Annotated in this window: 19 protein-coding genes; 7 read left to right on the top strand and 12 right to left on the bottom strand. The window is 64.6% G+C overall.

From position 1 onward, the window contains the following. Positions 1-107 precede the first annotated feature (107 nt). Complete coding sequence (bfr, locus tag ABIA40_RS21300; protein ID WP_036013205.1) at positions 108-596, top strand: bacterioferritin; 489 nt, start codon at positions 108-110, stop codon at positions 594-596. Positions 597-690: 94 nt separating this feature from the next. On the opposite strand, the gene ABIA40_RS21295 is transcribed toward bfr, so the two are convergent. Together ABIA40_RS21295 and ABIA40_RS21290 are read right to left on the bottom strand one after the other, a co-directional pair. Next, complete coding sequence (locus ABIA40_RS21295; protein ID WP_036042123.1) at positions 691-1,293, bottom strand: MSMEG_1061 family FMN-dependent PPOX-type flavoprotein; 603 nt, start codon at positions 1,291-1,293, stop codon at positions 691-693. 77 nt (positions 1,294-1,370) lie between these two features. Then, positions 1,371-1,724: a hypothetical protein gene (locus ABIA40_RS21290; RefSeq protein WP_271541860.1), complete on the bottom strand. Its 354-nt coding sequence runs from the start codon at positions 1,722-1,724 to the stop codon at positions 1,371-1,373. Between the two features lie 256 nt (positions 1,725-1,980). Here ABIA40_RS21290 and ABIA40_RS21285 point away from each other — a divergent pair, with 256 nt between their 5' ends. Then, on the top strand, positions 1,981-2,250 hold the full coding sequence (locus ABIA40_RS21285) for a DUF2277 domain-containing protein (protein ID WP_157281655.1): 270 nt from the start codon (positions 1,981-1,983) through the stop codon (positions 2,248-2,250). A 93-nt stretch (positions 2,251-2,343) separates the two neighbouring features. Beyond that, positions 2,344-2,559, top strand: a complete 216-nt coding sequence (locus ABIA40_RS21280; RefSeq protein ID WP_157281653.1) for a hypothetical protein — start codon at positions 2,344-2,346, stop codon at positions 2,557-2,559. Here the strand turns inward: ABIA40_RS21280 and ABIA40_RS21275 are convergent. The 3 genes from ABIA40_RS21275 to ABIA40_RS21265 form a co-directional block, all read right to left on the bottom strand. Then, positions 2,556-3,071 (bottom strand): collagen-like protein, encoded by a 516-nt coding sequence (locus tag ABIA40_RS21275; RefSeq protein WP_404543145.1) that lies wholly within the window; start codon positions 3,069-3,071, stop codon positions 2,556-2,558. The two genes, ABIA40_RS21280 and ABIA40_RS21275, sit on opposite strands and share 4 nt — an antisense overlap. Positions 3,072-3,243: 172 nt before the next feature. Continuing rightward, positions 3,244-3,492 (bottom strand): helix-turn-helix domain-containing protein, encoded by a 249-nt coding sequence (locus ABIA40_RS21270; protein ID WP_157281651.1) that lies wholly within the window; start codon positions 3,490-3,492, stop codon positions 3,244-3,246. Positions 3,493-3,669: 177 nt separating this feature from the next. Next, positions 3,670-4,437 carry an SDR family NAD(P)-dependent oxidoreductase gene (locus tag ABIA40_RS21265; RefSeq protein WP_271542776.1) on the bottom strand — a complete coding sequence of 256 codons (768 nt, stop codon included), beginning with the start codon at positions 4,435-4,437 and terminating at the stop codon, positions 3,670-3,672. A 111-nt stretch (positions 4,438-4,548) separates the two neighbouring features. Between ABIA40_RS21265 and ABIA40_RS21260 the strand changes: the two genes are divergently transcribed. Continuing rightward, positions 4,549-5,034, top strand: coding sequence for a J domain-containing protein (locus ABIA40_RS21260; RefSeq protein WP_271542774.1), 486 nt, complete (start codon positions 4,549-4,551; stop codon positions 5,032-5,034). 79 nt (positions 5,035-5,113) lie between these two features. On the opposite strand, the gene ABIA40_RS21255 is transcribed toward ABIA40_RS21260, so the two are convergent. The 3 genes from ABIA40_RS21255 to ABIA40_RS21245 form a co-directional block, all read right to left on the bottom strand. Continuing rightward, on the bottom strand, positions 5,114-5,365 hold the full coding sequence (locus tag ABIA40_RS21255; RefSeq protein ID WP_271542772.1) for a hypothetical protein: 252 nt from the start codon (positions 5,363-5,365) through the stop codon (positions 5,114-5,116). Positions 5,366-5,604: 239 nt separating this feature from the next. Then, complete coding sequence (locus ABIA40_RS21250; protein WP_057026969.1) at positions 5,605-5,865, bottom strand: hypothetical protein; 261 nt, start codon at positions 5,863-5,865, stop codon at positions 5,605-5,607. Between the two features lie 171 nt (positions 5,866-6,036). Continuing rightward, positions 6,037-6,420, bottom strand: coding sequence for a RidA family protein (locus tag ABIA40_RS21245; RefSeq protein ID WP_157281647.1), 384 nt, complete (start codon positions 6,418-6,420; stop codon positions 6,037-6,039). A 513-nt stretch (positions 6,421-6,933) separates the two neighbouring features. On the opposite strand from ABIA40_RS21245, the gene ABIA40_RS21240 reads away from it, so the two are divergent. Further along, the gene (locus tag ABIA40_RS21240; protein ID WP_157281643.1) at positions 6,934-7,368 is read left to right on the top strand and encodes a hypothetical protein; all 435 of its coding nucleotides are present in this window, start codon (positions 6,934-6,936) and stop codon (positions 7,366-7,368) included. Positions 7,369-7,471: 103 nt separating this feature from the next. Here the strand turns inward: ABIA40_RS21240 and ABIA40_RS21235 are convergent, their stop codons facing one another. Then, positions 7,472-8,167 carry a glutathione S-transferase family protein gene (locus ABIA40_RS21235; protein ID WP_404543142.1) on the bottom strand — a complete coding sequence of 232 codons (696 nt, stop codon included), beginning with the start codon at positions 8,165-8,167 and terminating at the stop codon, positions 7,472-7,474. Positions 8,168-8,399: 232 nt separating this feature from the next. Between ABIA40_RS21235 and ABIA40_RS21230 the strand changes: the two genes are divergently transcribed. Beyond that, complete coding sequence (locus ABIA40_RS21230; protein ID WP_404543140.1) at positions 8,400-8,945, top strand: phosphohydrolase; 546 nt, start codon at positions 8,400-8,402, stop codon at positions 8,943-8,945. Between the two features lie 14 nt (positions 8,946-8,959). On the opposite strand, the gene ABIA40_RS21225 is transcribed toward ABIA40_RS21230, so the two are convergent. Further along, on the bottom strand, positions 8,960-9,610 hold the full coding sequence (locus tag ABIA40_RS21225) for a glutathione S-transferase family protein (RefSeq protein ID WP_404543138.1): 651 nt from the start codon (positions 9,608-9,610) through the stop codon (positions 8,960-8,962). 336 nt (positions 9,611-9,946) lie between these two features. Then, a complete protein-coding gene (locus ABIA40_RS21220) occupies positions 9,947-10,459 on the bottom strand; it encodes a mismatch-specific DNA-glycosylase (RefSeq protein WP_271542763.1) in 513 nt (170 codons plus the stop codon). A 44-nt stretch (positions 10,460-10,503) separates the two neighbouring features. On the opposite strand from ABIA40_RS21220, the gene ABIA40_RS21215 reads away from it, so the two are divergent. Then, entirely contained in the window at positions 10,504-11,058 is a 555-nt protein-coding gene (locus ABIA40_RS21215) for a DUF4262 domain-containing protein (RefSeq protein ID WP_271542761.1), read from the top strand. Between the two features lie 94 nt (positions 11,059-11,152). Here ABIA40_RS21215 and thiC read toward each other — a convergent pair whose 3' ends face one another. Continuing rightward, on the bottom strand, positions 11,153-13,051 hold the full coding sequence (gene thiC / locus ABIA40_RS21210; protein WP_404543136.1) for a phosphomethylpyrimidine synthase ThiC: 1,899 nt from the start codon (positions 13,049-13,051) through the stop codon (positions 11,153-11,155). Between the last annotated feature and the right edge of the window lie 78 nt (positions 13,052-13,129).

The following is a 13,129-nucleotide window of genomic DNA, read 5'->3' as shown; positions in this document are numbered from 1 at the left end:
TTCCCCGGCTGGGTTCCCGTAGCCGGTTGCTCTCGCTCGCAAAGTGATTTAGAAGCGTTCTAAACTCGGTTTGGGACCGATTTGGACTGCAAGAGCTGGAGTGAACCATGCAGGGCGACGCAAAAGTCATCGACTATCTCAACAAGGCGCTGCGTCACGAACTGACTGCGATCAATCAGTACTGGCTGCATTACCGATTCCTCGACAATTGGGGCCTGCTGGACATGGCCAAGGTCTGGCGCAAGGAGTCCATCGAGGAGATGGAGCACGCCGACAAGCTCACCGAGCGGATCCTGTTCTTCGACGGCTTTCCGAACATGCAGGTGCTCGATCCCCTGCGCATCGGCCAGAACGTCAAGGAGATCATCGAGTGCGATCTCGCCGCCGAGATGAGCGCGCGGGCGCTCTATCAGGAAGCGGCGACCTACTGTCACAGCGCCAAGGACTATGTCACACGCGACCTGTTTGAGAAGCTGATGAGCGACGAGGAGCACCACATCGACTTCCTCGAGACCCAGCTCGATCTGATCGGCCGCATCGGCCTTGAGCTCTACACCCAGAAGCATGTCGGCGGGCTCGAGGGCGAGGGGCACTAAGCGAGGCCCGGCTCCCTCCATCGTCATGGCCGGGCTTGACCCCGGCCATCCACGTGCTGCCGCACGACGTTTCGTTTTGCGGAACCGCTCTCGGCTACAGCTGCGTCTTGTAGAGCTCTTCCACGGCCTCCTGGCTCGCCGGTTCGCCGAGGCCGGTCTGCTCGTGAATGACCGTGACGATGCTCGGCATCACCGAGCGCTGCACCTTCTCCGACGACCACAGCTTCGAGCGCATCAGCGCCTTGCCGCAGTGGAAATAGACCTCGCTGACCGCGACATTCAGCACCGCGCGCGGCGGCTTGCCGAATTCCACCATCGAGGCGAGCAGATCCGGGTCGGCCGACAGCGTGCCGCGGCCGCCGACGCGCAGCGTTTCCTCGATGCCCGGCACGAAGAACAGCAAATGCACGAAGCCTGAGCCTTCGACCACGTTGCGGAAACTGTCGATGCGGTTGTTGCCGGAGCGGTCGGGCATCAGCAGCTGGTTGGGGCCGGCGACGCGGACGAAGCCGATGCCGCCGCCGCGCGGCGAGGCGTCGACGCTGCCGTCCGCTCCCGATGTCGCGAGCACGCAGAATGGCGACATCTCGATGAATTTCTTCGCATGCGCATCGATCGCGGGCCGTGCCTTCGCGATCACGCGCGGGCTCGGCTTGGCATAGATGGTGGCGAGGTCTTCGGCGCTAAGATCGGTCAACGGCGTGCCTCCGCTTCAGCTAGGCTTCAAGCTACCCGATCGGGCCGTCGCCAGCCAATGGAAATCACCAAGGCGCGTTACACCGCATCCGCCGGCACGAAGCAGCTGATGATGATCGAGCCGCGGTGATGGACGTACCACACCACGGCCTGGCCGATCGGATTGCCCTGGTTGCGGATGATGGCGCGTTCGGGCACCTCCATCCATTGTCCCTCGATCGGCACCCAATAGGCGCCATTGCGCACGTCGTATTCAGTGCGATGGCCATCGGAGATGTCACAGCAGGGAACCCCGTTCGGCGCGATCACGCTCTTGAACCAGGCGCGGATGTCGGGCGGAACGTGGTCGTATTGGCCATTGTCGCGCGCGAACGCAACGTTTGCCAGCGCTGTCGCCGCAACCAGCCAAACGCACAGTGCGAGCCTGTGCATGCGATCCTCCTCATCGCGTATCGTGCCATGGGCGCGCGATTGTCCTGCGCGTCTTTCCCTATCGTTGGCACGGATTAAGCCTGAGCCGTCACTGCAATGCATGCTCAAATAATATGCGATGCCGGCGCCCCGCTTATGATGCGCTGCGAGATGCAGCTTGTGGCGATGCGCATCCAAGTTGGTCGCAGAAGCGAGAAGGGGGATGTAGGATTTCGGCTCGGACCTTCGTCTTAAGGAAAACGCCGGGAGAAAGTGCATGTGCCGCAACATCAAGACGCTGTTCAACTTCGAGCCGCCGGCGACGGAGGATGAGATCCACGCCAGCGCGCTGCAATTCGTGCGAAAGCTGTCGGGTTTCAACAAGCCGTCGCAGGCCAACGAGGTGGCGTTCGAGCGTGCGGTGGCCGAGGTCTCCGAGGCGGCGCGAAAACTCCTGACGTCGCTGCATACCAATGCGCCGGCGCGCGATCGCGAAGTTGAGGCGGAGAAGGCGAAAGAGCGTTCGCGGCTGCGCTTCGGTGCGTGAGCTCAGGCAGCGTGCTCCGTGATCTGGCTCACGGTACCTGCTGCCTCAGCTTGCGATGATGGCGGCCGGGGTTTTGATCGCCCGGAGCACGACATGAGCCACCCCCTTCTTCCTTTGAAAGCAGGTGCCATCGTCTTCACGCTGCTGTGGACCGCGTGGATGATGTGGTGGAGCGGCTCGTTCTCGAGCGCGAATGTGATCATCCTCGCCCTGTGCGGCGCGGCGGTCGGCTATCTCTGGTATCGCGCCATGCGCTGGCAGTTCGAGCGCATGGGCATGCTGCCGCGGCGCGAGGATCGGCCCGACTAGACCCGTCGGCTATCCTTGCCCTGCTTCTTCTTTTTCTTTTTCTTCCGGTGATCGTCGACGTCATCGCCCTCGTCATCGACGGTTGCCTCGTCGGTCTCCTGGACGGCGGCTTCGAGCGCTTCGCGCTCAGCGGCTTCGCGCTCGCGCTGGCGGCGGCGTTCGTCCCAGGCGTCGAAGAGCTGGTCAAGCCAGGGCAGCACCTGCTCGATCGACGGCAATTGGCCGGGCGGACCCGGCTCGCCGCGCGGGCCTTGCGGCCCCGCCGGTCCCTGCGGCCCGGCAGCGCCGGCTGGCCCACGCGGACCGGCTTCGCCCTGCTTGCCTTGCGGACCGGGCTTGCCGGGCGGTCCGGCCTTCCCGACCGGGCCCGGCTTGCCCTGCGGCCCGGGCTTGCCGCGTGCGCCGTCGGGGCCGCGCCGGCCCGGATGGCCCTGTGGCCCCGGCCGTCCCGGCTCGCCTTGCCGCCCGCGAGGCCCCTGAGGCCCCGGCCGTCGTCCCTGGTCGTCTGCCACGCCACCGCTCCCTTCACCTGGAGCAAGCTACTTAGCGGCGTTTGACGACAGCAGCAATTCTGCCCGCGCATCGTGCCAGGCTTGATCAACATCAATCGGCGGCGCGAGCGGCCGCCTCATCGATCGCGCGTGGCTGCGCAGCGCGTTGTCGCTGGCCGACTGATGTCGTGCGCTAATCCTGACAGGCGGGCACGTCGATGCCGGAGGCGGCATAGAGCCTGATCTTGTTGCGCAGCGTGCGCACGGAAAGGCCGAGCACGCGCGAGGCGCGCGTGCGGTTGCCGTCGCAGCGCGCCAGCGTCTGGAGCACGAGCTCACGCTCGACCTCGTCGACGGTGGCGCCGATCAGAAGCGGAACGATCTGATTCGGGGCAAGGAATTGTGCGTCCGGCCCGGACGCGGCGACATGAACAGTGGTCATCAACACACCTCCCGATCAACGCCCGCTTCCATCGTCGGAAGCGGATCGAGAACCAACGACCCCCAAGCCGTGAATCTACGGTGGTCGGGTTTGGTTAATGAAAGGTTAATTGGAGGGGCTGCACCGAATTGATCTTGAGAATGCCCAGATGCCGCCGCGATTGGCGCGAGTCTCGCCTCACACCGTGCGATAGCCGCCGTCCACCATCACGATGGTTCCGGTGACATAGGCCGACAGGTCGGAGGCGAGGAACACCGCGGGACCGACGATGTCCTCGGGCTTGCCGGTGCGCGCCAGCGGGGTGTGATCGATGAAGGCCTGCACCAGCGCCGGATTGGTCGCGCGCGCATTGGCGTTGAGGTTGGTCTCGATGAAGCCGGGGCCGATCGCGTTGACGCGCACGCCTTCCTTGCCGAGCTCGACCGCGAGCGCCTTGGTGAAGCCAAGCACGCCGTGTTTCGAGGTGGTGTAGGCCGCCGAGCTCGGCGTGCGCAGATGCACGAAGGACTGGATCGAGCCGATGTTGACGATGCGGCCTTTGCTGGCGCGCAAGGGCGCGAGGAACGCCTGCGTCACGTTGAAGACGCCGTTCAGATTGAGCGAGATGATGTCGTTCCAGTCCTTCGCCACCGTCTCGGTCTCCGCGGTGAAGGCGTTGCGGCGGGTGATGCCGGCATTGTTGACGAGGATCGAGACCTGCCCGATCTTGTCCGCGATCTGCCTGGCGAGCGCGAAGCAATCCTCGCGCCTGACAACGTCGAGCGCAAAGCTCTCGGCCTTGCCGCCCGCTGTCCGGATCTCCTGCGCCGTCTCCGCCACCGTCTCGGCGTTGACGTCGAGCAGCACGACCTGCGCCCCCTCCCGCGCATAGCCGGCGGCGATCGCCCGGCCGATTCCGGAACCGGCGCCGGTGACGACGGCGATGTGGTTTGCGAGCAGCGCCATGGCAGTTTCCTCCCGTTTTCGTTTCGAAGTTTCTCGAAACGCTAACGCGAAATTAAGGGGTCGGAAACGGCGGCCTTGGCATACTGATCCTGATTGCTAAACGTTGCGCGCATGATGGAACGGCTCGAAACCTGGAAACTCGCTCTGGAACGCGTGCGGTCCGCGCAAGCGCCGGATTGGGCCGAGGCCGGCCGGCTGGTGGCCGAGATCGCGCGGATGAGCAGCGACGTCACGCTGCGCCAGGCTGCCGAGCAGGCGCTGCCGGTGCTGCGCCAGGCCGTCGACAATGACGATCATAGCGTGACGCTGGCGGCGCAGCGCCGTCTCGGCGTGGTGCTCGAGGTCGTGCACGATCTGACCGCGCCGCGCTTCGGCCGCCGCAACGCCGCGCCGAAGAAGCTTTCCAGCGAGGATCGCGCCCGCAAGGTGCTCGGCCTGCCGCTCGCGGTGCAGCTCACTTGCGAGGACATCAACCAGGCCTATCGCCGTGCCGCCAAGGGCTTGCATCCCGACCAGGGCGGCAGCGCCGAAGCCTTCATCGACCTCGCCGCCGCGCGCGACATCCTGATCCATCCCGGCGCGCACAAGGACGCGTGAGCGTCACGGGCCTTCGAAAAGCAAACCGGGCAAGGACGCTCGCGTCCTTGCCCGGTTCTTCGTCCGCCGATCGATTACCTTACCACTTGCAGCTACCGCTCTTGAGCGCGGCGTCCTTCACCGCGAGCGCATCGACGAAGGTCGGCACGCTGGCGCTGGCGCGGTGATAGCCGGCCGGCCACGGCGTGGTCGGGATGCTCTCGTCCCAGATCTGGCAGAAGCCGGTGTCCTGCCAGCGGATCAGATGATAGCTGGCTTCGGCCGGGCTCGCGGCGACGAACGCGGTGACGGCAAGACCGGCGGCAGCGCACAGCATGGAAATACGACGCATGATCAGCTCCTCAAATGAATGATGTGATGCGCCTCCCGACAATGACGGGGAGGGGTGGTGCGGGACGCGCTTGGCATGCGCCCCGGACAAGATGTGAGTAGTTCCACCCGCCGAAGAGGTTCAAAGAATGTGCGCGGGACAGGTCTGATGGCGGCCGGGGAAACGCGTCAGGCCACCGCAAAGCAAAAGGGCGGATCGCCCGCGCGACCCGCCCTTCAAACGCTATTCTCGCGTCCGGCTCAGAGCGTGCACTTCCGCTCGGCGCGCATCTTGATCTGCAGGTCCGAGGCTTGCTGGAAGGTCGGGAACGGCTTGCTGACGACCTTGTAGGTCGAGACACCGAACTGGAACGGCTTGTACTGCAGGTCCTCGTTCCAGACCTGGCAGATGCCGGTGTTGTCCCAGCGGATCACGTAATAGCCGACCTTCGCGGAGGCGGGCACGGCGAACACGGAACTAGCGATGCCGGCAACGGCACTGAGCGCGAGAAGGCGACGCATGAAGTATCTCCTGGTGGGACATGGGTGGTGGGACATGGGACCGAAAAAATTCGTGCGGTAAAAGCAGGTTCTTTGCAAGCCGGGGAGCCGCCATTCACGGACATGTCAGCCGTGCCCAACGTATTTGGTTTGGACGCGTGCCCGATAGGTCACACGCAGCTGACTCGGCGCCTACTTGGCCAGCGAAGCGACCGCCTCGATTTCGATCAGCATCTTCGGATCGGGCAGCGCCTGCACCACGCATGTGGTGCGCGCCGGGTAGGGCGGCGGGCCGAAGGCGCCGGCATAGAGCGCGTTCATCGCGGCGACGTCCGAGGCGCGGGTCAGGAGCACGTTGACCTTGACGAGATCATGCATGCCGGCGCCGGCCTCGCCCAGCACGCGCTTGATGTTGACGACGACATTGGCGAACTGCGCCTCGAAGCCGTCGGGCAGCGCGCCATTGGCATCGAAGCCGGGAATGCCGGAGACGAACAGGAGGTCGCCAACCCGCGTCGCAAAGGACAGCGGCGGCGCCTTGACGTGCGGCGGGGGCGCGAAATGCTGGATCGGCATGGGATCACCTCGGGACGTGGCTGAGGCAGGAGCGTAGCGGCTGGCGCGGGCTTCTCAAAACACAAAGTGCGAAAACAACCCCATGCACAGTAGGGATAGTGCGGAGATCGTTGGGGTTTTCGGAAATTCGGGATTGCGGAAGTGCGCGTTTGCTCCGTCGGGCAAAACAGGGGTAGTATGGCATGCTGGCGATGGTGGTCTTCGCCTCTCCCCGCGTGCGGCCTGCGCGTGGTGAGAGAGCAGGCCATTCACCCCGTCATTGCGAGGAGTCCTTGCGACGAAGCAATCCAGACTGCCGCCGCGGAGCGATTCTGGATTGCTTCCGCCTTCGCCAAGGCTTCGGCGGACAAGTCGCTGCGCTCGCAATGACGGAGCATGAGGACCTTCCGCGAGTCTCGCCGCCTCCTTGTTTGCGGAAACGCCCGCCGATCATGTTGCCGCCCCGATCGATCAGGTACATTCGCTCCGTCTGATTCGAATCCTCCTTTTAAAAAGCAGCCCCCGGAGACCCCCATGAAGCTCGCATCCACCCTCCGCGCCGCGTGCGTCGCCATCGTCGCCCTGGCTGGCCTCTCGACGACGGCGCAGGCCGACAGCGGCTTCGTGACGCTGACGATCTACAAGGCGGGCTGGATCATCGGCGGCTCGGGCGGCTCGGGCGTGCTGAACTTCCGCGGCCGCTCGTACGGGCTCTCCACCGGCGGCCTCGACTACGGCCTGGTGTTCGGGGGCTCCAAGACCGTGCTGCGCGGCCGCGTCTCCAACATCAACCGCCCCTCTGATGTCGCCGGCGTCTACGGCGCCGCCGGTGCCGGCCTCGCGGTCGGCCGCGGCGCCCGCGCCATCGTGCTGACCAACCAGAAGGGCGCGGTGCTGGAGCTGACGGGTCACCAGGTCGGCCTGATGGCGAATGCGGATCTCAGCGGGCTCGCGATCACGATGCGGTAAAAGACGGTGCCGTAGGGTGGGCAAAGGCGCGAGAAGCGCCGTGCCCACCATCGGTCTTGGTGCCATACGCAAAGGTTGGTGGGCACGCTTCGCTTTGCCCACCCTACGATTTCCCGACCATCGCATGCACCCGCTCGCAATGCGCGACGAGGTTTGCGTGCGCATCGACGAAGGCCTTCAATGGGGTCGCGATCGGAAAGAAATAGATGTTGGCGATGAAGCCGTAGATGCCGGCATCAACGCTCGTCGGCGCCGCGCTGTGCACGAAGCCTTGCGCCGGCACGATGTCCGCCAGCACCTTCAGATCGGCGAGCCCCCGGGCATAGGCCTGCTCGGGCGTGTAGCGGCCGATGCCCTGGAAATGATAGCGCTGCGCGTTGTAGGCCTTGGCCTTCTCGAAGCCGGCCGGGTCGATCTGCGGATGCTGCGCGATGAAGGCGTCGCGGAACGCCGGATAAAAGCGCTCGTCCTTCCAGCGCGAATAGGACATCACCCAGTAGAGATCGTCCAGCATGCGCGTGACGAGATGGTTGGTGCGGCGCTGCTCCGCTGACAGGCCGGCGTCGATCGTGAGGCGATATTTCGCGATCGCATGCGCGATGATGGTCTCGCTGTCGCCGATGATCTCGCCGTCGTCGACGATGTAAGGCAGCTGCCCGCGCGGCGCGGCCGAGGCATCGAAGACGTGCTCATGCACGAACGGCACGCCCGCGAGCTTGAGGAAGGCGTAGACCTTGAGGCCGTAGCCGTTGTTGTCGGCGACGCCGAAGAGCTCTGGGTAGGAGTAGAGGGTCAGCATGGGCGGGCTCCTCCGGGGTGGCGGAGGCCAGCATGCTAGGGAGTGGAAACGGATGCAATCCTTGTAGCCCGCATGAGCGCAGCGACATGCGGGAAGGGGCTCCCGGATATCGCTTACGTCAGAGCGCCATTTGCGAACTGCCTTTTGCGCAATAGGATGACCGCAATCCCCTGGTCCGGGAGATCACGATGGCCATCAACAAGGACAAGATCGACAACGTGAGACCTCGCCCATGACCCGCGACGAATTGGTCGCTGCCTATGCGGCGCCCGGCCGCCACTATCACAATCTCGCGCATATCGAGCATTGCCTGGCGGTGCTCGCGCGCGCCGAGGGTCTTTCGGCCGCCGAGCGCGAGACGCTGTCGGAAGCGATCTGGTGGCACGACGTCGTCTACGATCCGACGCGAACGGACAACGAGGAACGCAGCGCGGAGCTCGCCGAGCAGCACGTCCGCGCCGAGCTTCGCCAGGAGGTCGGCCGCCTGATCCGGCTGACCAAAACGCACGACGTTCCCCCGGGCGACCGTCTCGGGGCGATCCTGATCTCGATCGACCTCAGCATTCTCGGCGCCGATAACGCCCGCTACGACGCCTATGCCGCCGCGATCCGTCGGGAGTTCAGCCATGTCGCCGAGGACGACTATCGCGCCGGCCGCGCCCGCGTGCTGCGCCGTTTCGCGGCACGCGAGGTCATCTTTCCCGACCCGGTGTTCGCCGCGACTTTCGATCGGCAAGCCCGCGCGAACCTCGCCCGCGAACTGGCCCAGCTGAGCTGAAGCGGCTAACCCGCTTACGAACGCGACGCCGCCGTGAACACCGCAAGCTGCGCCTCGAACGCGCGCCGGAACGCCGGCCGCGCCTCGCCGCGTGCGACATAGGCGGCGATATCGGGGAATTCCTCGAGCAGGCCTGATTTGTTCAGCCGCCGCAGCACCGTCACCATCATGAGATCGCCGGTGCTGAAGGCGCCGTCGAGCCAGTCGGCCTTGCCGAGGCGGCGGGACAATTCGCCGAGCCTGGTGCGCACGCGCTCCTGCAAGCCGGGCAGGCGCTCGGCGTACCAGCTCCTGTCGCGCTCGAACAGCATCGCCATGGTGAGCTCGACGATCGGCGGCTCCACCGTGTTCAGCGCAGCGAACATCCACGCGATCGCGCGGCTCCTCGCGTTCGCATCCTTCGGCAGCAAGCCGTCATGGCGCTCGGCGATGTGCAGCACGATCGCCCCGGACTCGAACAGGGTGAGATCGCCATCCTCATAGGTCGGGATCTGCCCGAACGGATGCAGCGCACGATGCGCCGGCTGCTTCATCGCGGCGAAGGAGAGAAGGCGGACGTCGTAGGTCTGGCCGACCTCTTCCAGCGCCCAGCGCACCCGCATGTCGCGCGCGTGGCCCTTGCCGCGGTCGGGGGAGGATTCGAAGGCGGTGATGGTGGGAGGCATCTGGGGCTCCGGGGTGATCGTTTCCAGAGGACGAACGACGATGCGGTTTTCCGACAGACACTGTGCGAAATATCGGTGGTGGCGTGCCCCGGACGCAGCGCAGCGCGCCCCTGGCGATGCGAAGCATCGTCCAGTGCGGCGTGATGCGCTGCAGAGCCGGGGCCCATGGCGAACGCGCGCCGGGGCTTCTGGGTCCCGGGTCTGCGCTACGCTTGCCCGGGACACGAGAGCAAGGTCCCGTAGGGTGGGCAAAGGCGCTCTTCGCGCGCCGTGCCCACCGTCCTGCCGGACCCATGGAAAGATCGTGGGCACGGCGCAAGAGCGCCTTTGCCCACCCTACGCGGCGATCCACGCCGCCAGCTCGCGCCACGGCTCAATCGTCCAATGCCCGGACGCCGCACCCGACGGCGACGGCAGCACAAAAATTCCCGGTAGGTTTTCATCCCGCGCCTGCCGTCCCAACGCAATCGCAGCTGACGGTCTGCCGTAAAACAAGCTCGCCGCCTTCTTGCTCGTGAACGCAATCGTCCGCGGTCGGTACTTGTCCATCTTCGCCCGAAAGCCCGGCACGTCGATCGTCTCCGCCGCGATCTGGTGATCCATCCCGGCGCCCGTCTTGCAGAGATCAGTGAAGCCGATCCCGAGCTCGATCAGCGAAGCAAACTCGCCCGGCTGATAGCGCCGCGGCGTGATCCCGGCCTCATGGATCGCGCGCCAGAAGCGGTTGCCGGGATGGGCGTAGTAGTGCCCGAGCTCCGCCGAGCGCGTCGAGGCGGCGGTGCCGACGAAGACGAGGCGGAGGTTGGGGCGGAGGAGGTCGGGGAGGCGGTGGAGCTTGCTATCGGACAAAATCACTTATCCGTGGAGTTGTAGCCGGCAGGAGCGTCAGCGATATGCTAGCGACAAAGACCCCGGATGTCGCTACGCTCGTCCTGGCTGCGCTTGTTTCATCTGGGTTGAAAATGCAAGATCAGTTCGAATGGCCCGAGCCCGAGCACGAAGCCGATAAAGTCATTTTGCGCAACGTCCGCAATCACGGCTGCCATATCACGGGCATACCAGATGCAAATCCACCGTTTGCATTTTCAATTGGTCTGCATCTGAACTATGGTCATCCCGAACTCATCATTTTCGGCCAGAGAGCCGAAAGGGCGCAGGCCATCATCAACCTTGTCCGTGACCGAGTGCAATCCGGCCATAAATTCGTCGATGGCGATATCTCCGATGATTTGCTGGAGAACGGCTACAAGCTCGGCTTCTGGGAAGTGCCGTTCGCGGCCTATCCCGAATATCTCGGCACGGCGATCTGGTTCTACTGGAAATCGCGGCGTGCATTCCCCTGTCTGCAGGTCATCTGGCAGGACGTCAATCGGCGCTTCCCTTGGGAAGTGGAATGTTTGCCCGCGGTCAAAGAGGACCAGCCGTTATTGAAGAAGAGGATTTCTTAAAGCGAGTTTCGAAGAAAAAGCCGGGCTGTCTGCCCGGCTCCTCTTTTTCGGATGGATGCCCGGGTCAAGCCCGGGCATGACGAGGAGAACTCTCTCACAACACCCGATTGCTCTCCTTCACCTTCTCCGCATCCAGATACAAGCTCTCGCCCATCTCCTTGAACTTCGCGCTCATCTTGGCCATGCCGTCCTCGGCCGTCCCGCTCATCGACATCCCCACGCTGTTCGGATCGTTCAGCGTCGCCGCGTAGTCGCGCACGTCCTGCGTGATCTTCATCGAGCAGAATTTTGGGCCGCACATCGAGCAGAAATGGGCGACCTTGTGGGCTTCCTTCGGCAGGGTCTCGTCGTGGAAGTTTTTCGCGGTGTCGGGATCGAGGCCGAGGTTGAACTGGTCGGTCCAGCGGAATTCGAACCTCGCGCGGGAGAGGGCGTCGTCGCGCAGTTGCGCGGCGGGGTGGCCCTTGGCGAGGTCGGCGGCGTGGGCGGCGATCTTGTAGGTGATGACGCCGGTCTTGACGTCGTTGCGATCAGGGAGGCCGAGATGCTCCTTCGGCGTGACGTAGCAGAGCATGGCGCAGCCGAACCAGCCGATCATGGCGGCGCCGATGCCCGACGTAATGTGGTCGTAGCCCGGCGCGATGTCGGTGGTCAGCGGCCCCAACGTGTAGAACGGCGCCTCGCCGCACTCCTTCAGCTGCTTGTCCATGTTGATCTTGATCTTGTGCATCGGCACGTGGCCGGGGCCTTCGATCATGACCTGGCAGCCCTTGTCCCATGCGATCTTGGTGAGCTCACCGAGCGTCTCCAGCTCGGCGAACTGTGCACGGTCATTCGCGTCCGCGATCGAGCCGGGGCGCAGGCCGTCGCCGAGCGAGAACGAGACGTCATATTTGCGCATGAGGTCGCAGATCTCGTCAAAATGCGTGTAGAGGAAGCTTTCCTTGTGATGCGCGAGGCACCACTTCGCCATGATCGAGCCGCCGCGGCTGACGATGCCGGTGACGCGGCTCGCGGTGAGGTGGATGTATTGCAGGCGCACGCCGGCGTGGATGGTGAAATAGTCGACGCCCTGCTCGCACTGCTCGATCAGGGTGTCCTTGTAGAGCTCCCAGGTCAGCTTGACCGGATCGCCGTTGCACTTCTCCAGCGCCTGATAAATGGGAACGGTGCCGATCGGCACCGGCGAGTTGCGCAGGATCCATTCGCGCGTGGTGTGGATGTTGCGCCCCGTGGAGAGGTCCATCACGGTGTCGGCGCCCCAGCGGATCGCCCACACCATCTTCTCGACCTCCTCCTCGACCGACGAGGTCACCGCCGAGTTGCCGATATTGGCGTTGATCTTGGTCAGGAAGTTGCGGCCGATGATCATCGGCTCGAGCTCGGAATGGTTGATGTTGGAGGGAATGATGGCGCGGCCGCGCGCGATCTCGTCGCGGACGAACTCGGGGGTGATGAAGGCGGGCACCGAGGCGCCAAAGCTCTCGCCGTCGGCGAGCGCGGCTTCGGCGCGCTCGAGCTGCTGCTTGCGGCCGAGATTCTCGCGTTCGGCGACGTAGATCATCTCCTTGGTGATGATGCCGGCGCGGGCGAATTCGAGCTGGGTCACCTTGTGACCGTCGAGGCCGCGCAGCGGCTTGTGATAGGCCGAGAAGGCGCGCGCGGCCTTGTCGGTGGAGACGCTGCCATTGTCCTCCGGCTTGATCTGGCGGCCCTCATATTCCTCGACGCCGCCGCGCTCCAACACCCATTGCTTGCGGTCGCGCGCCAAGCCGGCGTTGACGTCGATGGTGACGGAGGGATCGGTGTAGGGGCCGGAGGTGTCGTAGACCGGCAGGTTCGGCTCGCCGGCGCCTTCGGAGAGAATGATCTCGCGCAAGGGCACGCGGATATCAGGCGCGGCGTCGGGCGTTGCGAAGATTTTTCGCGAGGAGGGCAGCGGGCCGGTGGTGACGGCGGGAACGGTTTTTTCGGGATTGGAGCGGATGTTCATGGGATCCTCCGGTTTAATTCGTTAGTTTCGCTACGCGAGAGGCAAATTCCGGTGTCATCCCCGCGAAGGCGGGGATCC

Origin of the sequence: Bradyrhizobium sp. USDA 223 (assembly GCF_044909005.1) — a bacterium.
GTDB lineage: Bacteria > Pseudomonadota > Alphaproteobacteria > Rhizobiales > Xanthobacteraceae > Bradyrhizobium > Bradyrhizobium yuanmingense.
The sequence above is the reverse complement of the archived record's forward strand: the minus strand, read 5'-3'. Positions and strand labels throughout refer to the sequence as shown.